Source organism: Mycobacterium sp. HM-7 (assembly GCF_053852335.1).
Map to the genome: position 1 here is coordinate 5,424,714 of NZ_CM132657.1, position 18,986 is coordinate 5,443,699.

General features: G+C 66.5%; 19 protein-coding genes. 11 read left to right on the forward strand and 8 right to left on the reverse strand.

The features are described 5' to 3' along the window. The first annotated feature begins 3 nt into the window (after positions 1-3). A complete protein-coding gene (locus ACWW1C_RS26240) occupies positions 4-891 on the forward strand; it encodes an A/G-specific adenine glycosylase (protein ID WP_455980983.1) in 888 nt (295 codons plus the stop codon). Between the two features lie 98 nt (positions 892-989). Beyond that, on the forward strand, positions 990-1,334 hold the full coding sequence (locus ACWW1C_RS26245; protein ID WP_455980984.1) for a hypothetical protein: 345 nt from the start codon (positions 990-992) through the stop codon (positions 1,332-1,334). Here the strand turns inward: ACWW1C_RS26245 and ACWW1C_RS26250 are convergent. Continuing rightward, positions 1,331-2,305 (reverse strand): helix-turn-helix domain-containing protein, encoded by a 975-nt coding sequence (locus tag ACWW1C_RS26250; RefSeq protein ID WP_455980985.1) that lies wholly within the window; start codon positions 2,303-2,305, stop codon positions 1,331-1,333. The two genes, ACWW1C_RS26245 and ACWW1C_RS26250, sit on opposite strands and share 4 nt — an antisense overlap. A 72-nt stretch (positions 2,306-2,377) precedes the next feature. Between ACWW1C_RS26250 and ACWW1C_RS26255 the strand changes: the two genes are divergently transcribed. After that, positions 2,378-2,578: a hypothetical protein gene (locus ACWW1C_RS26255; RefSeq protein ID WP_455980986.1), complete on the forward strand. Its 201-nt coding sequence runs from the start codon at positions 2,378-2,380 to the stop codon at positions 2,576-2,578. Here the strand turns inward: ACWW1C_RS26255 and ACWW1C_RS26260 are convergent, their stop codons facing one another. Further along, the gene (locus tag ACWW1C_RS26260; protein WP_455980987.1) at positions 2,579-3,337 is read right to left on the reverse strand and encodes an alpha/beta fold hydrolase; all 759 of its coding nucleotides are present in this window, start codon (positions 3,335-3,337) and stop codon (positions 2,579-2,581) included. 55 nt (positions 3,338-3,392) lie between these two features. On the opposite strand from ACWW1C_RS26260, the gene mhuD reads away from it, so the two are divergent. Further along, positions 3,393-3,710, forward strand: a complete 318-nt coding sequence (gene mhuD, locus ACWW1C_RS26265) for a mycobilin-forming heme oxygenase MhuD (RefSeq protein WP_020100898.1) — start codon at positions 3,393-3,395, stop codon at positions 3,708-3,710. Further along, positions 3,673-5,037 carry a serine hydrolase gene (locus ACWW1C_RS26270; RefSeq protein WP_455980988.1) on the forward strand — a complete coding sequence of 455 codons (1,365 nt, stop codon included), beginning with the start codon at positions 3,673-3,675 and terminating at the stop codon, positions 5,035-5,037. The genes mhuD and ACWW1C_RS26270 overlap by 38 nt, the downstream gene beginning before the upstream one ends. Here the strand turns inward: ACWW1C_RS26270 and ACWW1C_RS26275 are convergent. The 4 genes from ACWW1C_RS26275 to ACWW1C_RS26290 all read right to left on the reverse strand — a co-directional run bounded on the left by ACWW1C_RS26275 (position 5,003) and on the right by ACWW1C_RS26290 (position 8,227). Beyond that, positions 5,003-5,665, reverse strand: a complete 663-nt coding sequence (locus tag ACWW1C_RS26275) for a (2Fe-2S)-binding protein (protein WP_455980989.1) — start codon at positions 5,663-5,665, stop codon at positions 5,003-5,005. The genes ACWW1C_RS26270 and ACWW1C_RS26275 overlap by 35 nt on opposite strands. Beyond that, positions 5,655-6,209, reverse strand: coding sequence for a TetR family transcriptional regulator (locus tag ACWW1C_RS26280; RefSeq protein ID WP_455984446.1), 555 nt, complete (start codon positions 6,207-6,209; stop codon positions 5,655-5,657). Before ACWW1C_RS26280 ends, ACWW1C_RS26275 begins: the two co-directional genes overlap by 11 nt. A gap of 65 nt (positions 6,210-6,274) precedes the next feature. Continuing rightward, entirely contained in the window at positions 6,275-6,742 is a 468-nt protein-coding gene (locus tag ACWW1C_RS26285; protein WP_455980990.1) for a DUF4334 domain-containing protein, read from the reverse strand. 78 nt (positions 6,743-6,820) lie between these two features. Next, positions 6,821-8,227 carry a short-chain fatty acyl-CoA regulator family protein gene (locus tag ACWW1C_RS26290; protein ID WP_455980991.1) on the reverse strand — a complete coding sequence of 469 codons (1,407 nt, stop codon included), beginning with the start codon at positions 8,225-8,227 and terminating at the stop codon, positions 6,821-6,823. Positions 8,228-8,346: 119 nt separating this feature from the next. On the opposite strand from ACWW1C_RS26290, the gene prpD reads away from it, so the two are divergent. From prpD to ACWW1C_RS26310, 4 genes are read left to right on the forward strand one after another with little or no spacing between them, the layout of a single operon-like run. Further along, complete coding sequence (prpD, locus tag ACWW1C_RS26295; RefSeq protein WP_455980992.1) at positions 8,347-9,852, forward strand: 2-methylcitrate dehydratase PrpD; 1,506 nt, start codon at positions 8,347-8,349, stop codon at positions 9,850-9,852. Beyond that, positions 9,849-10,769 (forward strand): methylisocitrate lyase, encoded by a 921-nt coding sequence (prpB, locus tag ACWW1C_RS26300; protein ID WP_455980993.1) that lies wholly within the window; start codon positions 9,849-9,851, stop codon positions 10,767-10,769. Before prpD ends, prpB begins: the two co-directional genes overlap by 4 nt. After that, positions 10,766-11,884, forward strand: a complete 1,119-nt coding sequence (locus ACWW1C_RS26305) for a bifunctional 2-methylcitrate synthase/citrate synthase (protein ID WP_455980994.1) — start codon at positions 10,766-10,768, stop codon at positions 11,882-11,884. Before prpB ends, ACWW1C_RS26305 begins: the two co-directional genes overlap by 4 nt. Positions 11,885-11,891: 7 nt before the next feature. After that, entirely contained in the window at positions 11,892-15,272 is a 3,381-nt protein-coding gene (locus ACWW1C_RS26310) for a pyruvate carboxylase (RefSeq protein WP_455984447.1), read from the forward strand. A gap of 12 nt (positions 15,273-15,284) precedes the next feature. On the opposite strand, the gene ACWW1C_RS26315 is transcribed toward ACWW1C_RS26310, so the two are convergent. Next, positions 15,285-16,202, reverse strand: coding sequence for an NADP-dependent oxidoreductase (locus ACWW1C_RS26315; RefSeq protein WP_455980995.1), 918 nt, complete (start codon positions 16,200-16,202; stop codon positions 15,285-15,287). Positions 16,203-16,271: 69 nt separating this feature from the next. Then, positions 16,272-17,192 carry a cupin domain-containing protein gene (locus ACWW1C_RS26320; RefSeq protein WP_455980996.1) on the reverse strand — a complete coding sequence of 307 codons (921 nt, stop codon included), beginning with the start codon at positions 17,190-17,192 and terminating at the stop codon, positions 16,272-16,274. 141 nt (positions 17,193-17,333) lie between these two features. Here ACWW1C_RS26320 and ACWW1C_RS26325 point away from each other — a divergent pair, with 141 nt between their 5' ends. Together ACWW1C_RS26325 and ACWW1C_RS26330 are read left to right on the forward strand one after the other, a co-directional pair. Then, entirely contained in the window at positions 17,334-17,846 is a 513-nt protein-coding gene (locus ACWW1C_RS26325; RefSeq protein ID WP_455984448.1) for a YkgB family protein, read from the forward strand. Continuing rightward, a complete protein-coding gene (locus tag ACWW1C_RS26330; protein WP_455980997.1) occupies positions 17,839-18,945 on the forward strand; it encodes an oxidoreductase in 1,107 nt (368 codons plus the stop codon). Before ACWW1C_RS26325 ends, ACWW1C_RS26330 begins: the two co-directional genes overlap by 8 nt. Positions 18,946-18,986: the final 41 nt, after the last annotated feature.

Here is an 18,986-nt window from a genome sequence, read left to right on the forward strand (position 1 = left end):
GCAATGAGTTCAGGGCAAATTCTCATCCCGGCCGACGAGCTCCTCGGCTGGTACCGCACCGCGCGGCGCGACCTACCGTGGCGCGCCCCGGATGTCACCGCGTGGCAAATTCTGGTGAGCGAATTCATGTTGCAGCAGACCCCGGTTTCTCGGGTCGAACCGATCTGGCGGGACTGGATCGCCCGCTGGCCCACGCCGTCCGCGACCGCCGCGGCCGGCGCCGCGGATGTACTGCGCGCGTGGGGCAAATTGGGATACCCGCGACGCGCCAAGCGGTTGCACGAATGCGCCGAGGTGATCGCCGCCGAGCACGGCGACGAGGTCCCCCGCGACGTCGAGACCCTGTTGACACTGCCCGGCGTCGGCGCCTACACCGCACGGGCCGTCGCCTGCTTCGCGTATCAGCAGGATGTCCCCGTGGTCGACACCAACGTGCGCCGGGTCGTGGCGCGCGCGGTTCGCGGCGTGGCCGACACCCCAGCGCGCACCCGCGACCTCGATGACGTCGCCGCGCTCCTTCCCAAAGATGGCACGGCACATGTATTTTCGGCCGCATTGATGGAGCTTGGGGCGATCGTCTGCACTGCCCGCGCGCCGAAATGCGGAGTCTGCCCGCTGGCTGCGTGCGCTTGGCGCAGCGCGGGCCATCCGGAGCTGGACACGCCGGCCCGCCCCGTGCAGAAGTACGCGGGTACCGATCGCCAGGTCCGTGGCCGGCTGCTGGATGTGTTGCGCGGCAGCGCAACTCCGGTGACACGAGCTCAACTGGATGTGGCGTGGCTCACCGATACCGCGCAGCGCGACCGGGCATTGGACTCGCTATTGGTCGACGGCCTGGTCGAGCAGACCGCCGACGACCGATACGCCCTGGCAGGCGAGGGCGAGCGCTAAAACACCGTTTCGATGAGAACGGCATGAAATCCCGCACTTTCCAATGAGAACGGCATGAGTCGCTACCACATGCCCTGATCCTCGGATAGAACGGAAGCATGACCGCATACCGAATTTCAGGTGAACAGAAAGTAAACGCACGTCGTCGCGGCCTCGTCATCGCAGGAACCGCTGCCGCCGCAATTGCCGCCGCGACCCTCGCACCGGCCACGGCCTCCGCGCTGCCGACCGGCGGCGGCTCAGCCGTCGACACGATCAACGAGCTGCAGTCCCGCGGCTATCACGTCCAGGTCAACACCAGCACCTCCGGGCCGCTGTCCGCGTGTTCGGTGACCGATGTGCACGGGCTGTCCGGCTCCAACATCGACGGCCGGGGCCAGCGCATCAACTCCGGCCAGTTCGACACCGTGTACGTCAACGTCCAGTGCAGGCCTCAGGGCTAGTCAACCGGTTGCGGCGCAACCAGATTGGGACAGGCGAAGCGCCGCCGATAGTCGGACGGATTGACACCGACAACGCGCCGGAAATGGTGCCGCAGCAAGGTTGCGGTACCAAATCCGGCCTTGTCGGCCACCCGGTCGACATCGAGATCCGTCTCCTCCAACAGCGTGCGGGCGTACAGCACACGCTGATCGGTGACCCACTGCATGGGCGTTCGCCCGGTCTCCTCGACGAATCGCCGCGCGAACGTACGTCCCGACATGCTTGCCCGCTTGGCGAGGCTCGCCACCGTATGCGGTTGACGCAGGTTGGTCAGGATCCAATCCAGATGTGGCGCAAAGCCTTCCGAACACCGCACCGGGATGGGCTGCTCGATGAACTGCCGCTGCCCGCCCTCGCGCTGCGGCGGCACCACCATGCGCCGGGCGATCTTGTTCGTGACCTCACTACCCATCTCGCGGCGCACCAGGTGCAGGCAGGCATCGATGCCGGCGGCGGTCCCCGCACTGGTGATCAGGTTTCCGTCGTCGACGAAGAGCACATCACGATCGACGCGGGCGGTGGGATACATGCGGGCCAACTTGTCCGCATGCATCCAGTGCGTCGTGCACGCGCGACCGTCGAGCAGCCCGGCCGCACCGGCGACGAACACCCCTGAGCAGATGGTCAGGATCATCGAACCGGAATCCGCGGCATTGCGAATGGCGTCGAGCGCGGCCTGCGGATAGACCGGACCCGCCACCGCCGGAATCGCCACCAGGTCGACACCCAGCAGGTGGTCGAACCCGTGATCCGGAATCAGTGACGCTCCGACCGACGTGCGCACCGGTCGCCCGGCCTCCGGCCCGCACACCTTGAAATCGAAATTCGGCACGCCGTCTCCGGACCGGTCGATGCCGAACACCTCACACACCACACCGAACTCGAATGGTGCGACCCCGTCCATCACCAGGACCGAGACACTGTTGATCATGGCTGTATTTTATCGACTGCCGTCAGTTCTGCCACTGTTTATTCGGTTGCCCTCGATTCGACAATTATCGGTATGAACACCGTCCTGACTCTGATCGCGATGGTCGCGATCATGGTCGCCCCATTCGCACTCGGCGCCGCACTGAGCGCCGTCACCCGAAACCCCGGTGCGCGCAATGGTTTCGGCTACTTCAATTGGACCGATGTGGGGGACTCCCGCGACCTGGACCGCGTCGCACACGACCTCTCCGCGGCACGCTCCCGATTCGAGTAGTCAGACGGAGCGCAGAAAATCCTCGACCGCGCGGCGGTAGACATCGGGCGCGTCGTCGTGCACGAGGTGACCGGCCCCCGGGACTTCCAAATACGTTGTCCGGTATCCGATCTCGGCCATCTTGCGCATCTGCCCCGGCGGCGCGACGCCGTTGCCGGCCTCGATGAGCAGCGTCGGCACCCGCACGGCCGCCCATTGCCGCCAGTAGTCCCGGGTGCCCCATTCGGCGGCGATCGCCACCCAGTGTTGCGCTTCGCCGTGCAGCCGCCAACCGGTCTCGGTGCGGTCGAACGCGTCCAGGAAGTACTGACCGGCGATCGGGCCGAACAGATCCAAAACCTGTTGCGCCGAATCGAACTCGACCGGGATCGAATGGGTCCACGGGTCCCACGCACCGATGGTGAAGCCGACGAAGTCTGCCGCCATGTCCTCGACCACCAGCGCGGTGACCAGTTCCGGATGTTCGGCAGCCACACACCAACTGTGCAGGCCGCCCATCGAATGACCGATCAACCGCACCGGGCGCCCCAGCGAGCCGACCGCGTCCGCCAGGTCGGCCACGAACCGTTCGGTGCTGATCGGCTCGGGATCGTGGACACCACGGCCGCGGTGCCAGGGTGCGTCGTAGGTGTAGACCTCGCCCAGTTCGGTCAGCCACGGCAGCTGCCGGTCCCACGTCGACCCGCGGCCCATCAATCCGTGCACCAGCACAATCGGCTCGCCGGTGCCGCCCCGAGCGGTGAGCAGGTCGGTCGTCATAGCCCTATATTGCCGCCCATCCTGTCCGGCCCGGCAGCGCGGTAACCTGAACCACATGCCTGTGGTGAAGATCAACGCGATCGAAGTTCCGCCCAACGCCGGCCCGGAATTGGAGAAGCGGTTCGCGAACCGTGCTCACGCAGTGGACGGTCAGCCCGGCTTCCTCGGATTCCAGCTGCTCCGCCCGGTCAAGGGCGAGAACCGCTACTTCGTGGTGACGCAGTGGGAGTCCGACGAGGCGTTCCAGGCCTGGGCCACCGGTCCGGCCGTCGAGGCGCACGCCGGGCAGCGGGCCAACCCCGTCGCCACCGGAGCATCACTTCTCGAATTCGAGGTTGTGTTGGACGTTGCTGGTTCCGGCCAGCAGGCATAAGACCCGGGCTGCGCTGGCCACGGCCGGCGCAGTCATCGTCGTCTTGGGCGGCTGTAGCAGCACGCCTGCAGCCGTCGCGCCTCCGTCGAGCGCTGCCTACGGCGCGCTGATCGACATGAGCACCCCTCAGGGCATGCGGTCGCGGCAGACGATGGACATGCTCAATTCGGACTGGTCCATCGAGCCCGCCGGGGTGAAGACCCTCGCGGCGCCCGACCAGGTGGACGACATCACCTACCGGATGAAGTGGATCTGGTGGGACCGCCCGTTCAAACTCACGGGCATCGACATCGGCGCCGGGCAGTCGACGCTGCACGTCACCAATTCCTACGGCGTGAACCAGGACATCCAGCTGCACGTCGACGGCAAGGGCACCGTCGACCGTATGGAGGTCTCGCTGCGTCCGCCGCCCGTGAAGTCCTGGGCGGACGTCGACGCGGCGATCGCGAAGTCCGGCGCCCACTACTCGTATCAGGTCGCCAAGGTCGTCGACGGCAAGTGCGTCAAGGTCGCGGGCACCAACGTCGACGAACCGATGCCGTTGGCGTCGATCATGAAAATCTATGTGCTGCTTGCCGTTGCGCGGGCGGTGTCGGCCGGCACCCTCAGCTGGGACGACCAGGTGACCGTCACCGCAGAAGGCAAGAAGCTCGGTTCGGCAGGCATGGACAACCTGGCGCCGGGCACGCAGGTGACGGTCCGCGAGGCCGCCCAGCAGATGATCTCGGTCAGCGACAACATGGCCACCGACATGCTGATCAACAAGGTCGGACCGGCCGCCGTCGACGAGGCGCTCGTGGTCGCCGGGCATCACGACCCGGCGAGCCTGACGCCGTACCCGACCATGCACGAACTGTTCTCCATCGGCTGGGGCAAACCCGACGTGCGCGACCAGTGGAAGAACGGCGACAAGGCGCAGCGCACGGCGCTGCTGCAGCAGGTGAGTTCGCGCCCGTACGAACCCGACCCGTACCGCACCCGCACGCCCGCTTCCAGCATCGGGGCCGAGTGGTATGGCACCGCCGCCGACATCTGCCGCGAGCACGTCGCGGTGCAGGCCGCCGCTGTCGGGCCCGCCGCGCCGGTCCGGGACATCATGTCGAAGGTCGCCGGCATCGACCTGGACCGCACCAAGTGGCCCTACCTGGGCGCCAAGGGCGGCAACCTGCCCGGCGACCTCGGCTTCAGCTGGTACGCCGTCGACCACACCGGCCAGCCGTGGGTGGTGAACTTCCAGCTGACCTGGCCGACGTTCAAGGGTCAGACGGCAGCGACGTGGCTGCTGAGCATCATCAAGCAGGCGTTCGATCTGATCCCGGTGCGGTGAGCACGCAATCGCCGCAGCACGCCGCCCTGTCGCCTGCCAACTGGTAGATCAGGCAGCAGCTGTTGCGCCGGAACTCCGGCCCGGAGCGCAGCACTCCCCCGTCGACCCTGGGGTCCGCGAGCACCGCGTCGGCCGCTTGTCGCGCCGTCTCCGCCACGTCCGGCCGGGCCCGGCCGATCTGCTGGGCCGCACTGTTGGCGGCCGATCCCACGTTGCCCCACAACACTTTCGGGCTGACTCCGAACCGGCCGAACGCATCCGTGAGCACCTCCACGGCAGGTGCGCCACCGGATGGCCGTGCGGCGATCGACAGCGGATAGGGGCCGCCCAGCTGGTCCTGCCACGCCAGGTCGGCCAGTGACCACGACACCGGCTCCCCGAGGGCGGCGGTACCGATCATGGGCGCGATCAGTCGAGCCACCAATCCCAGGTGCGCGACGGACGCGGCGACGCGAATCTCCGGCTCTCCGTTGCCCATGAGCGCCGACCGGACCTTCTGGACGCGAGCGGGCAACGCGTCTGGATCGTCGATGAGTTCGGTCATCGGGCGCCACGGTGCGGTCAGCGAATCCTGCTGCTGCACAACGACAAAGAACGGGCCGAATGCGGCCAGGGCGTCATTCGGCACGGGGCTGCGAAACCAGCCGCCGCGCGGCTTCGGCGACAGCGGCCCGGCGCACGGCGGCGGATTCCGGGGACAGCGGCTGGTCGACGATGCGGTCTATCCCGAACCCACCCGCGGCGAGCGCGTAGGTCATGTCGTTGAGCAGGACCAGCAGATCCATCGGCCGCCACGACGCGTCGATGATCCCGTTGTGCTGCGCCTCGGCGATCCGGTCGAGCTTGGACTGGAAGATGCGGCGCAGGACATGGTCACCGAACATCCCGTCGGCGGCCTCCAACTCGATCCAGCGCTGCAGGCGTGCTCCGACCGGGTCGGCGACCATGTAGTCGAAGAGCGCGACTGCGTACGCCGGGACGTCGTCAGGCTTGAAGATTGCGTCGTACGGCGCGTCCTGAATCCACTGCTCGACGACAGCCTCGAATAGATTCTGTTTGCTCTGGAAGTAGCTGTACAACCGCTCCTTGCTGGCATTGGCATCGGCAGCAATGCGATTCAGCCGGGCGCCGGCAAATCCGAGGGCGGAGAACTCCACTTTGGCGGCAGCCATGATGCGCTCACGTGTCGCATGTCCGGCTGCTCTCATAGCACCCGCCAGGGTAACAGCCAGCTACCTCACTGGTCGCGTTCGAGGAGGAAGTAGAACAGCTTGTCGTCGGTGCGTTGCCGCTTGCCATTCATGATGCCCATCAGGGTGTTGCCGTCGACCCGCTTGAAGTGGTCGAACACCGGTTGCCCGTCGTAGACCATGGTCCCCGTCACCTCGCCGCGAAATTCGATGTCCCACAACGACGCGCCGCCACGGCTCAGGTCGCGGTTCGAAAACAGTTGGCCCGCCTCGTCGTAGCAGACGATGGGCTCGACCTCGTTGATCGATTTGAAGATCTTGCCGTACCACCGCGCCGACTGAAGTTGGCCGTTCATCTTGTGACCAGTGTCGAACTCGTCACCTTTCCAGTTGCCGACCATGTCTGCGGCGCGGACCGGTTCCAGCGAGGCCCAGATCTCGTCCAGTTCTGCCGGATCGACATGGGCTTGGCCCCGCAGTTCGGTGAAACGAGCACGGGCGGTGTCAACGTCCACAAGGACCTCCCAAGTCAGTTGGTTCGGAAACTGACTGTAGTCCCGAACCAACAGGTTCGGCAAGCCCGAGCGTCGACACTAGGAGGACGAGTACGGCAAGTCGCTGCTGCTGTACGGGTCCATGTGCACGGGGCGGCCGACATAGGGAAAGGCCCGCTGCGGGCACGCCGGGCGGTCGCAGATTTTGCAGCCCGCCCCGATCGGCACCGCCGCGTCGGGATCGGCCAGATCGATTCCCGCCGCGTAGATCAGCTTCTCGGCATGGACCACGTCGCAGCCCAGTCCGATGGCAAAGCGCTTACGGGGGCCGCGATATCGACTGGGCGCGGACGACGTGGTCCGGGCGATCCAGAAGTACGACCGGCCGTCGGGCATCTGGGCCACCTGGGTCATGAACTCGCCGGGCCGCTCGAACGCCTGGTGCACCACCCACAACGGACAGTTGCCGCCCACGCGAGAGAAGTGAAATGCCGTGGCGGACTGACGCTTCGAAATGTTCCCGGCGCTGTCGGTACGGACGAAGATGAAGGGCACCCCGCGCACATCCGGCCGCTGCAACGTCGAGAGGCGGTGACAGATGGTCTCGAAGCCGACCTCGAACCGCCGCGCCAACTGATCGATGTCGTACCGCAGTTCCTCGGCCGCATCCAGGAATATCCGGTACGGCAGGAGGAGTGCGCCGGCGAAGTAGTTGGCCAAGCCGATCCGGGCGACTTCCGTTGCCTCGGAACTGAGTTGGTCGGCTGCAGCCGTAATGGCCGAGATCAAGTCCGAGTGCCGCAGCAGGGCCACTTGGGTGGCCAGCTGAAAAGCCCGCTGCCCGGGATGCAACCAACGCGCGATGTACAACACCCCGGTGTCGGGCCGGTAGGACCGTTGCGCGTTGGGGCCCAACGCATCACCGTCGTCGATCACCACCGTGACGCCGAACTCGTCTGCCAGCAACTCGGCGAGTTGTGCGTCGAGTCCGCCGAGTCGCAATCCGCGCTCCACGAACAATGATTCGGCTGCTTCGTCGAGTTCCCCGATGTAGTTCTTGCGGTCGTAGAAGAAGTCCCGCACTTCCTCGAACGGCATCGGCTGCTGCACGGACACCGACGAATCCACATTGGCCCGGGTATGCATCGCATCGAGTTCGGTTGTTGCGTCGAACAATCGGCGGTTCATACTGACCAGCATCTGGCCAACTGCCGGCATCCTGGCCACCAGCTCCTCGACCTGACCCGCAGTCGCGGAGGTGTCGGCGAGTATCTCGCGCAGGTCGGAAACCAGCCGCGCATCCGAATCCGGGGCGAAGTAATTGGTCGGCAGATCGAACCGCTCCGCCAGTGCCAGAAGCACCGACACCGTGACCGGCCGCTGGTCGTTCTCCAACTGGTTGACGTAGCTCGTCGACAAGTCCAGGGCGCGCGCCAGCGCGACCTGAGTCAGGCCCTGTTCTTCGCGCAGCCGTCGCAGCCGGGCGCCAACGAATGTCTTCGCCACCGCCACGAGCGTAACCCGCCGGATTTACACAAAGTTCGCAAACTCCGCGGCCGAAGGACACAAAAATTCGCCTTTACAGGCACTTTCGGCCGATCAAGGACCTGCGTAGCGTGCGAATCATGCAGACACATGAGGTACGCACCCGGCGCAGCGCCGAGGAATTCCCCCGCTCGGAACACCTGGCCTGGAAGCTCGCGGAGATCGCCGCAGACCCGGTCGAGGTCGCTCCCGAGGTCGAGGCGATGGTCATCAACCGGATCATCGACAACGCCGCCGTCTCTGCCGCCTCGGTGATCCGCCGCCCGGTTACCGTCGCCCGCACTCAGGCCCAGGCTCACCGCACCCCGCGCGGTGCAACAGTGTTCGGCATCGACGGCACCTACTCGCCGGAGTGGGCCGCATGGGCCAATGGGGTGGCGGTCCGCGAGCTCGACTTCCACGACACGTTCCTGGCCGCCGAGTACTCGCACCCTGGTGACAACATCCCGCCGCTCGTCGCGGTGGCTCAGCAGCTCGGCGTGCGTGGCGCCGACCTGATCCGCGGCATCGCCACGGCCTATGAAGTGCAGGTCGATCTGGTCAAAGGCATCTGCCTGCACGAGCACAAGATCGACCACGTCGCGCACCTCGGGCCGGCGGTCGCGGCCGGCATCGGCACCATGCTGCGGCTCGCACCCGAAACCATCTACGCCGCAATCGGTCAGGCGCTGCACCTGACCACCGCCACCCGGCAATCCCGCAAGGGCCTCATCTCCAGCTGGAAGGCCTACGCCCCGGCGCTCGCCGGAAAGGTCGCCATCGAGGCCGTCGACCGCGCCATGCGCGGCGAGGGGTCGCCGGCCCCCATCTGGGAAGGCGAAGACGGCGTCATCGCCTGGCTGCTGTCCGGCCCCGAACACACCTACCAGGTCCCGCTGCCCGGGCCCGGCGAAGTCAAGCGCGCCATCCTGGGCAGCTACACCAAGGAACACAGCGCTGAGTACCAGAGTCAGGCCCCGATCGACCTGGCCCGCCGGATGCGTTCGCGGATCGGCGATCTCGACCAGATCGCGACCATCGTGCTGCACACCAGCCACCACACCCACGTGGTGATCGGCACCGGCTCGAACGATCCGCAGAAGTTCGACCCGGATGCGTCACGAGAAACCCTGGACCACTCGGTGATGTACATCTTCGCGGTGGCGCTGCAGGACGGTGAATGGCACCACGAGCGGTCCTACGCTCCCGAGCGCGCCCACCGCCCGGACACCATCGAACTGTGGCGCAAGATCTCCACCGTCGAGGACCCGGAATGGACCCGGCGCTACCACTCGAATGCCCCGGCGGAGAAGGCCTTCGGCGCCAAGGCTGTGATCACGTTGAAGAGCGGTGAAGTCATCGTCGACGAGCTGGCCGTGGCCGATGCCCACCCGCTGGGCGCGCGGCCGTTCCGGCGTGAGCAGTACCGGAACAAGTTCACCGCGCTCGCCGACGGTGTCATCGCCGACGCTGAACAGCAGCGATTCCTGACGGTCGTCGACGATCTCGCCGCCACGAAGCCGGGTGGCCTCGACGCGCTGAACCTCCGGGTCGAGCAGGTGGTGCTGGACAAGGCTCCGACGATTCCGTCGGGGATTTTCCGATGAGCGCGGGTCTCCTGGGCTCGACGGCGTCCGCCGCCGAGAAACGGACACGTCTGCGACTCGGCCTGAATTCCGGCCAGCTGCAACGCTATCCGGGTGCCTTCTCGCCACTGGTGGCAAAACTGGTGTCCGAGATTGGATTCGAGGGGGTCTATGTCTCGGGCGCGGTGCTGTCGGCAGATCTCGGCCTGCCCGATATCGGGTTGACCACCTTGACCGAGGTGGCCGGGCGCAGCGCCCAGGTTGCCGCAGCCACCGACCTGCCCACGCTGGTGGATGCCGACACCGGTTTCGGGGAGCCGATGAGCGCCGCACGCACCATCACGGTCCTCGAGGATGCCGGGCTGGCCGGCTGCCATCTCGAAGACCAGGTGAATCCCAAACGTTGTGGCCACCTCGACGGCAAGGCCGTCGTGCCGGCCACCGAGATGATCAAGCGGCTGCGCGCCGCCGTCGCCGCCCGGCGGGACCCGAACTTCGTCATCTGCGCCCGCACCGACGCGGCGGGAATCGAGGGCATCGACGCGGCGATCGACCGCGCGAAGGCCTACGCCGACGCCGGAGCCGACCTGATCTTCACCGAAGCACTTTCCACTCCAAGGGAATTCGAGCGCTTCCGGGCAGCGGTCGATACTCCCCTGCTGGCCAACATGACCGAGTTCGGCAAATCCGAACTCGTCGGCGCCCGGCAGTTGGCGGATATCGGCTACAACATGGTCATCTACCCGGTGACCACGCTGCGCCTGGCGATGTACGCAGTCGAGGTCGGCCTGCGCGAAATCCACAGCGCAGGAACCCAAGCCGGCCTGCTCGGCCGGATGCAGCACCGCAGCCGACTGTACGAACTGTTGCGCTACGCCGAGTACAACCAATTCGATTCGGACATCTTCAATTTCACCCTCCAGGACGTGAAAGCATGACCACTGAAACGCCACACATCCACAAAGGCCTGGCCGGCGTCGTCGTCGACACCACCGCCATCTCCAAGGTCGTCCCGGAGACGAACAGCCTGACCTACCGGGGTTATCCGGTACAGGATTTGGCGACGCGCTGCTCCTTCGAGCAGGTCGCGTACCTGCTGTGGCACGGGGAGTTGCCGACCGAACACGAGCTGGCGATGTTCTGCCAGCGGGAGCGGGCATCGCGCCGGGTCGACCGGTCGATGTACTCGCTGCTGGTCAAGCTGCCCGAGAGCTGCCACCCGATGGATGTGGTCCGCACCGCAATCAGCTATCTCGGCGCCGAGGATCCGGAAGAGGACGACAGCACGGTTCCGGCCAACTACGCCAAGTCACTGCGGATGTTCGCCGTCCTGCCGACCATCGTGGCCGCCGATATCCGGCGCCGGCAGGGACTTTCGCCCATTCAGCCGCACAGCCAATTGGGTTACACCGAGAACTTCCTGCACATGTGCTTCGGATCGGTCCCCGAAGCTGCGATCGTCGACGCGTTCTCCCAGTCCATGGTGTTGTACGCCGAGCACAGCTTCAACGCGTCCACGTTCGCGGCGCGGGTGGTGACCTCCACGCAATCGGACATCTACAGCGCGGTGACCGCGGCGATCGGTGCGCTCAAGGGTTCGCTGCACGGCGGCGCCAACGAGGCGGTCATGCACGACATGCTGGAGATCGGCTCGGCCGAGAACGCTTCGAAGTGGTTGCACGGCAAGTTGTCCCGCAAGGACAAAGTGATGGGATTCGGGCATCGGGTTTACAAGAACGGTGACTCCAGGGTCCCGACGATGAAGGCGGCACTCGACCGCGTCGCGGCAGCGCGTGGCGGCCGGCAGTGGCTGGACATCTACACGGTGCTGGAGCGCGAGATGTTCGCCGCCACCGGGATCAAGCCCAACCTCGACTTCCCCACCGGTCCGGCCTACTACCTGATGGGCTTCGACATCCCCGTCTTCACACCGCTTTTCGTCATGTCCCGGATCGTGGGCTGGACCGCGCACATCATGGAGCAGGCGGCATCCAATGCGCTGATCCGTCCCCTGAGCGAGTACTCGGGCCAACCGCAGCGATCCATTGCCTGAGCACGCTATCCGCAAAGTCCTCGTTGCCAACCGCGGTGAGATCGCGATCCGGGCCTTCCGGGCAGCCTATGAAATGGGCATCGCGACGGTGGCGGTGTACGCATACGAGGACCGGAACTCTCCACACCGATTGAAGGCCGACGAGTCCTACCAGATCGGTGAGCCGGGCCACCCGGTACGTGCTTACCTCACGGTGCCCGAGATCATCCGGGTGGCCCAGCTGGCCGGCGCCGATGCCGTCTATCCCGGGTACGGATTCCTCTCGGAGAACCCGGAATTGGCGTCGGCGTGTGCCGCCGCCGGCATCACCTTCGTGGGCCCCGGCGCCGACGTGCTGGAGCTGACCGGCAACAAGGCCACTGCGATCGCGGCGGCTCGGGCCGCCGGACTACCAGTGCTCACCTCATCCGAGCCATCGGCGTCGGTCGATGAACTGCTCACGGCCGCAGCAGATATGGAGTTCCCGCTGTTCGTCAAGGCGGTCTCCGGCGGCGGGGGACGTGGCATGCGGCGGGTCTCCGAGCTCGCCAATCTGGCCGAGGCCATCGCGGCGGCATCGCGAGAAGCGGAGTCCGCGTTCGGTGACCCGAGCGTCTACCTCGAGCAAGCCGTGCTCAATCCCCGCCACATCGAGGTACAGATCCTGGCCGACGGCACCGGCGAGGTGATCCACCTCTTCGAACGGGACTGCAGTGTGCAGCGCAGGCACCAGAAGGTGATCGAGCTGGCACCCGCCCCCAACCTCAGTGACGAGCTGCGGGACCGTATCTGTTCGGACGCAGTGACATTCGCCCGCCAGATCCGGTACTTCTGTGCCGGCACGATCGAATTCCTGCTCGACGAGCGCGGCCACCACGTGTTCATCGAATGCAATCCCCGGATTCAGGTTGAGCACACGGTGACCGAGGAGATCACCGATGTGGACCTGGTGGCCGCCCAGTTACGGATCGCGGCCGGCCAGTCGCTCGCGGACCTCGGGCTCAGTCAGGACTGCGTCCGGATTCGCGGCGCCGCCATGCAGTGCCGGATCACCACCGAGGACCCCACCAACGAGTTCCGCCCGGACACCGGCCGGGTCACCGCCTACCGCAGTCCCGGCGGCGCCGGAGTCCGGTTGGACGGCGGCACCGACGTCGGCGCGGAGATCAGCGCCCACTTCGACTCGATGCTGGTCAAACTCACCTGCCGGGGCCGCGACTTCGCCACCACGGCCAGGCGGACCCGCCGGGCCCTTGCCGAGTTCCGCATCCGCGGGGTGTCGACGAACATCCCGTTCCTGCAAGCGGTTCTGGACGACCCGGACTTCGCGGCGGGCAACGTGTCTACATCATTCATCGACGCGCGTCCGCAGCTACTGACCGCGCACACGCCCGGGGACCGTGGCACCCGCATCCTCAACTACCTCGCGGACGTGACGGTGAACAAGCCACACGGCGTGCGGCCGTCGGCGGTATATCCGCGCGACAAGCTGCCGGCCATCGACCTCGACTGCCCGCCGCCGGCGGGCAGCAAGCAGCTGCTGACCGAGCTCGGCCCGGAGGGGTTTGCGGCCGGCCTGCGGGAATCGCCGCGGCTGTGGGTCACCGACACCACGTTCCGCGACGCCCACCAGTCCCTGCTCGCCACGCGGGTGCGCACCTCGGGACTGGTCAAGGTGGCGCCATACGTGGCTCGGATGGCGCCGCAGCTGCTGTCGGTCGAGTGCTGGGGCGGCGCGACATACGATGTGGCACTTCGGTTCCTGAAGGAAGACCCGTGGGAGCGGCTCGTCGCGCTGCGGGAGGCGATGCCCAACATCTGCCTACAGATGCTGCTGCGTGGCCGCAACACCGTCGGCTACACGCCCTATCCGGTGTCGGTCACGTCGGCGTTCGTGCAGGAGGCGACCGCCACCGGCATCGATATCTTCCGGATCTTCGATGCGCTGAACAACGTGGAATCGATGCGTCCGGCGATCGACGCGGTGCGCGAAACCGGCTCAGCGGTCGCCGAAGTCGCGATGTCCTACACCGGCGATCTGTCTGATCCCGGCGAGACGCTGTACACGCTCGATTACTGGCTCAAGCTGGCCGAGCAGATCGTCGACGCCGGCGCACACGTACTGGCCATCAAGGACATGGCCGGCCTGCTGCGGCCGCCGGCAGCGGCAACCCTGGTGTCGGCGTTGCGATCCCGGTTCGACCTGCCGGTGCACGTCCACACCCACGACACCCCGGGCGGCCAGCTGGCAACGTACGTCGCGGCCTGGCAGGCCGGTGCATCGGCGGTCGACGGGGCCGCGGCACCGCTGGCCGGCACCACCAGCCAGCCCGCCCTGTCGTCCATTGTTGCGGCAGCCGCACACACCGAGCACGACACCGGCCTGTCGTTGGCGAACGTCTGCGACTTGGAACCGTACTGGGAGGCGTTGCGCCGCGTCTACGCGCCGTTCGAGGCGGGCCTACCCGCTCCGACCGGCCGCGTGTACACCCATGAAATCCCGGGCGGACAGCTGAGCAACCTGCGAACCCAGGCCGTCGCCCTCGGTTTGGGCGGCCGGTTCGAGGACATCGAGAATGCCTATGCCGGAGCGGACCATGTCCTCGGCAGGCTGGTGAAAGTGACCCCGTCGAGCAAGGTGGTCGGGGATCTGGCACTGGCACTGGTCGGCGCCGGGATCAGCGCCGAGGAGTTCGCCGCCGATCCACACCGGTGCGACATCCCGGATTCGGTGATCGGATTCCTGCGCGGCGAGCTCGGTGATCCGGCCGGTGGCTGGCCGGAACCGCTGCGCAGCAAAGCCCTTCAAGGACGGGCTGCCGCCAGGTCGACAGCCCGACTCTCCGTCGAGGATTACGCCGAACTGGCAGCGCCCGGGCCCACCCGCCGAGCCGCACTCAATCGGTTGCTGTTCCCTGGGCCGACTCGCGAATTCCTCTCGCACCGAGAGCAATTCGGTGATACTTCGAGCCTGAGCGCCAACCAGTTCCTCTACGGGCTACGGCGCGGGGAGGAGCACCGGGTGAAGTTGGAGAAGGGCGTCGAGCTGCTCATCGGGCTGGAGGCCATCTCCGAACCCGATGCGCGCGGCATGCGGACCGTGCTGTGCCTGCTGAACGGTCAGCTACGCCCAATCCTGGTGCGGGACAGATCGATCGACTGCGCCGTCCCGGCCGCCGAGAAGGCGGACCGGGACAACCCGGGACACGTCGCCGCACCATTCGCCGGTGTCGTGACGATCGGGGTGGCCGTCGGCAATGCGGTGGCGGCCGGTCAGACCGTCGCGACCATCGAAGCGATGAAGATGGAAGCGGCGATCACATCGCCGATCGCCGGCACCGTCAAGCGCATCGCGGTGGCGCCCACCGCAAGTGTCGAGGGCAACGACCTGCTTGTCGTGGTGACCTGACTCAGGCCGTGGTCACGGCACGACGGCGATCTTCCCGTGACCATGGCCCGTCGTGCTCGCCGAGAGCGCGGCCGCAGCTTCGGTCAGTGGGAAGGTCTGGCTGATCGAGACGACGAGCTTCGCCTGCTCGGCGAGTGCGGCCAGTTCCCGAAGGGCGGCGCCGTGTTCGCTTCCCGCACCGCCCACATGCACCTGGATGCCCGTGTCGGCGGCGTCGAAGGCAACCAGTGTGAGAACGCGCGCCGGGTTGCCCGTGAGTTCGATCGACAGCGGAATCTCGCCGCGGCCGGAGGCATCGAGAACCGCGTCCACTCCCTGCGGCGCGACCGCGCGAACCCTTTCGGCCAGGCCGTCGCCATAGGTGACCGGCGTCGCGCCCAGCGAACGGAGGTATTCGTGGTTGGCTTCGCCCGCCGTGCCGATCACATTGACGCCCTGCGCCTTTGCGAGTTGGACGGCGAACGTCCCCACTCCGCCCGCGGCCGCGTGGATGAGCAGCGTCTCACCTGCCTTGACGCCGAGCTTCTTGAGCACGGCGTATGCCGTGCCGCCGGCACCCGCCAGCGAACCCGCCACTTCCCAACCGACACCGGCGGGCTTGCCGACGATGTCGGCAGATTCGGCCAGCGCATGATCGGCGAACGACCCGGTCGTCGATCGGCCCAGGACCTCGTCGCCCACAGCCCACTCAGTGACCTCGGAGCCGACGGCATCAACGACACCCGCGACATCGGAACCCACACCGGCGGGCAGCTCGAGCGGAATCAGTTCACGCATGTACCCGGCGACGATCTTCCAGTCGATCGGGTTCACCCCGGCCGCGCGCACCGCGATGCGCACCTGGGTCGGACCCGGAGCCGGTGGCTCGGCGTCGACCACTCGTAGGACCTCAGGGCTGCCGTATTCGGCGAACTGCACAATTCTCGACATCTATTCGTCTCCGATCGGGTTCCGATACAGGGTGAGAGCCCAAACAAGGAAAGTTGCGGGGCGTCAGGTTTATTTCTTGCCGGCCTGACGGCGACGCCGGAACCGGGCCGGCGTCGTCCCGACCTCAGCGCGAAAGGCCCGGGAGAACGCGGACTCGGACTGGTAGCCGACCTGGCCGGCGATCGTGGCGACCGTCGCGTCAGTGGATTTGAGTAGTTCGGCGGCAGCCATCACCCGGGCACGTACCAGGAAGACGCCCGCAGTCATGCCCGTTTCCCGTGCGAAATGACGCAGGAATGTCGCCCGCGACATCGAGGCGGCGCTACTGAGCCGATCGATGGTCCAGTCGGCGCCCGGCGTGGCGAGAACGTTCTCGATCGCCTTCGCGATGCGCGGGTCAGCTGCCGCAGTCCACAACGCGGACGTCGTCGCGCTGTTCGCGGACCTCAGCACCATGGTCAAGAGCACCTTGGCCAATGCGGACAGGATCGCGGCGGTGCCTCTCCCTTCCCGCTGCGCTTCCGCGCGCATCATGGTGCTCAACATCGCCAACATGTCGGCAGTGTCGGCGGAGTCCCCACACGAAACGTGGAGCGGATCAGGCAGGCTGCGAAAAAGCACAGCCCCCGCGCCCGCGTCGAATGTGTAATGCCCGCAGAACAAGTCGATGACGGCCGGTCCGCCACCCCGGCTTCGGGTGGTCACGAACGCGTCACCGGCGGTCTCGGTTGTACCCCGCAGCCGACCCGCGCCCGCCGCCACGATCCGATGAGGAGCCCGGCTCGGGATCAGCACGATGTCCCCCTGCCGCATCGTCAGCGCCCGGGAACCGACCAGCAGCTCGCACTCGCCCTCGAGGAGGACGTGGAACGGTGCCTGCAGCTCCGGATATCCGGCGACGTCCATGCGGGTGGTGCTACCCAGCAGGCAGCGCTTGTCCACCTTGGCACCGACCTGTGCCACGTCCAACAATCGACTGACTACGTCCATGTTGAGACTTTAGAGCAGAAAACTGAGCTGATCACGCCTATTGGTATCGATAGCGGCTACGTACGGTTCAACGAAGAGCAACCCTTCGAGGGTTTCGACGCCAAGAACCCATACCGGAAAGAGACCGTCATGACCGAACAGATCAACACCAGGGACACAGCGATTACGGCCCGCGTCGCGGTGCGCGCGCTGCCATACGTCGACGGCGTCGCAGCGACGCTGCTGCGGTACGGACTCGTCGTGGTCATCGGCTGGATCGGCCTGCTGAAGTTCGCCCACTACGAAGCGCATCAGATCGCACCCCTGGTCGCGCACAGCCCGTTCATGGGCTGGCTCTACGGCATCTTCCCCGAATACACCTTCTCCGCGCTCCTCGGTGTCATGGAAGTGAGCGCGGCCGTCCTCCTGGCGGTGAAACCGATCGCGCCACGCATATCGGCGCTCGGCAGCCTCCTGTCGGTGCTGCTGTTCCTCGCGACGATCAGCTTCCTCTTCACCACCCCGGGCATCGCCGAACCGGCAGGTGGCGGGTTTCCCGCGATCACCTTGCTCGCCGAGTTCCTTCTGAAAGACCTTGTCCTGCTGGGTGCTTCGTTCTGGACATTGGCCGACGCCATCCGCTCCGGCTGGACGGGCGACCAGAGCCATGTCTGATCGCAACGCACGGTACCAATCTCTTTTCAAGCCGACCTCCATCGGCGGGGTCGACCTGGCCAACCGCATCGCGCTGGCTCCGATGACCCGCATCAGCGCGACGGCAGAAGGCGTCCCCACCGAACGAATCGGTGGCTACTACCGCACCTTCGCCGAGGGCGGATTCGGCCTGTTGCTCACCGAAGGCCTGTACATCGACGACCAGACCAGTCAGGGCTACTACTTCCAGCCCGGTATCGCCAACGCGACTCAGGTCGCGGCCTGGAAACCGGTCGTGGACGGCGTCCATGCCTCGGGGGCGAAAATGTTCGCCCAACTCATGCACGCAGGCAGCCAGTCACAGGGAAACCGGCACACCACCGCCACCTGGGGCCCCGCAGCGATACGTCCCCGAGGTGAGCAGTTGGCCATGTACCGCGGATCAGGGCCGTATCGGTTACCCGAGGCGATGACCACCGAGCAGATCGGCCAAGTCCGCGCCGCCTTCGTCAACGCCGCCAGACTGGCACGTGACGCGGGGTTCGACGGCGTGGAGATCCACGGCGCCAACGGATATCTGCTCGACGCATTTCTCACCGACTACCTGAACACCCGCACCGACCGGTACGGCGGCACTGTCGCAAACCGCGCCCGGCTGGCTGCCGAGGTCGGCGCCGATGTGGTGGCAGCCGTCGGTACCGACATCGCCGTCGGAATCCGGATTTCCCAAGGAAAGGTTTCAGATAACCAGCACCGGTGGGCCGGCGGCGAAGACGACGCTGCCGTCATCTTCGGCATGCTGGCCGAAGCGGGCATTGACTACATTCACACCACCGAATACCGGGCCCTGGCACCGGCTTTCGACGGCAGTGCCCGCACACTGGCAGAACTTGCCAAGCGCCACAGCGGGCTACCGGTCCTGGCCAACGGCCACCTCGACGATCCCCGTGACGCCGCCGCCATCATCGACTCGGGCGCCGCCGACATCGTCACCCTGGCCAAACCGGCCCTGGCCAACCGGGACTGGCCGCACCGCGTCCGCACGGGACAACCACTGTCACCCGACCTGCCTGCCGACCTTTTCGGCCCCACCGCAACGGTCAAGGACTGGGAAGTGTGAAGGAGCTGTGCCCCGGAATCCGAATCAGATTCCGGGGCACA

Bases quoted from the DNA above. Each gene is read 5' to 3' on its own strand.
- ACWW1C_RS26315 (WP_455980995.1), bottom strand. From the start codon at position 16,202: ATGTCGAGAATTGTGCAGTTCGCCGAATACGGCAGCCCTGAGGTCCTA.
- prpB (WP_455980993.1), top strand. From the start codon at position 9,849: ATGAGCGCGGGTCTCCTGGGCTCGACGGCGTCCGCCGCCGAGAAACGG.
- ACWW1C_RS26280 (WP_455984446.1), bottom strand. From the start codon at position 6,209: ATGGCTGCCGCCAAAGTGGAGTTCTCCGCCCTCGGATTTGCCGGCGCC.
- prpD (WP_455980992.1), top strand. From the start codon at position 8,347: ATGCAGACACATGAGGTACGCACCCGGCGCAGCGCCGAGGAATTCCCC.
- mhuD (WP_020100898.1), top strand. From the start codon at position 3,393: ATGCCTGTGGTGAAGATCAACGCGATCGAAGTTCCGCCCAACGCCGGC.
- ACWW1C_RS26250 (WP_455980985.1), bottom strand. From the start codon at position 2,305: ATGATCAACAGTGTCTCGGTCCTGGTGATGGACGGGGTCGCACCATTC.
- ACWW1C_RS26255 (WP_455980986.1), top strand. From the start codon at position 2,378: ATGAACACCGTCCTGACTCTGATCGCGATGGTCGCGATCATGGTCGCC.
- ACWW1C_RS26330 (WP_455980997.1), top strand. From the start codon at position 17,839: ATGTCTGATCGCAACGCACGGTACCAATCTCTTTTCAAGCCGACCTCC.
- ACWW1C_RS26260 (WP_455980987.1), bottom strand. From the start codon at position 3,337: ATGACGACCGACCTGCTCACCGCTCGGGGCGGCACCGGCGAGCCGATT.
- ACWW1C_RS26320 (WP_455980996.1), bottom strand. From the start codon at position 17,192: ATGGACGTAGTCAGTCGATTGTTGGACGTGGCACAGGTCGGTGCCAAG.
- ACWW1C_RS26305 (WP_455980994.1), top strand. From the start codon at position 10,766: ATGACCACTGAAACGCCACACATCCACAAAGGCCTGGCCGGCGTCGTC.
- ACWW1C_RS26245 (WP_455980984.1), top strand. From the start codon at position 990: ATGACCGCATACCGAATTTCAGGTGAACAGAAAGTAAACGCACGTCGT.
- ACWW1C_RS26240 (WP_455980983.1), top strand. From the start codon at position 4: ATGAGTTCAGGGCAAATTCTCATCCCGGCCGACGAGCTCCTCGGCTGG.